Here is a 307-nt window from a genome sequence, read left to right as displayed (position 1 = left end):
CTGCACTTGTTTCATTGTCTTGAATCTTTCTACGCGAGTATTGAATAGCCTATAGGGCTGCCCTGAATATCCATCAGCAAAATGGCGATGGTTAACCGATATCCAACACGCAGAATAACCATAACAAGGATTTGGCGTAAAATCGTTTTCTGGGTCCCAACGTTCAATGACAAAAGTATAATAGGCATTTGTGGGAATGCCCTCGGATTTAGTGATATATGAAAATATCGATGCAGCCGCACTTGATGAAAACAGCAATAAAAGTACCAGGCAAACAGAAAATAACTTTTTCATTTAAGTACCTAAT

1 pseudogene is annotated in these 307 nt (G+C 38.8%); it reads right to left on the bottom strand.

Annotation, left to right across the window (positions count from 1 at the left end):
* A pseudogene (locus ACGF49_RS25095) lies at window positions 1-294 on the bottom strand (adhesin); the annotation flags it as partial.
* Window positions 295-307: the final 13 nt, after the last annotated feature.

The sequence above is a fragment of the Photorhabdus sp. RM96S genome (genome assembly GCF_042879335.1).
GTDB lineage: Bacteria > Pseudomonadota > Gammaproteobacteria > Enterobacterales > Enterobacteriaceae > Photorhabdus > Photorhabdus kayaii.
Note: the sequence above shows the minus strand (reverse complement) of the source record. Positions and strands in the feature narration are given on the sequence as shown.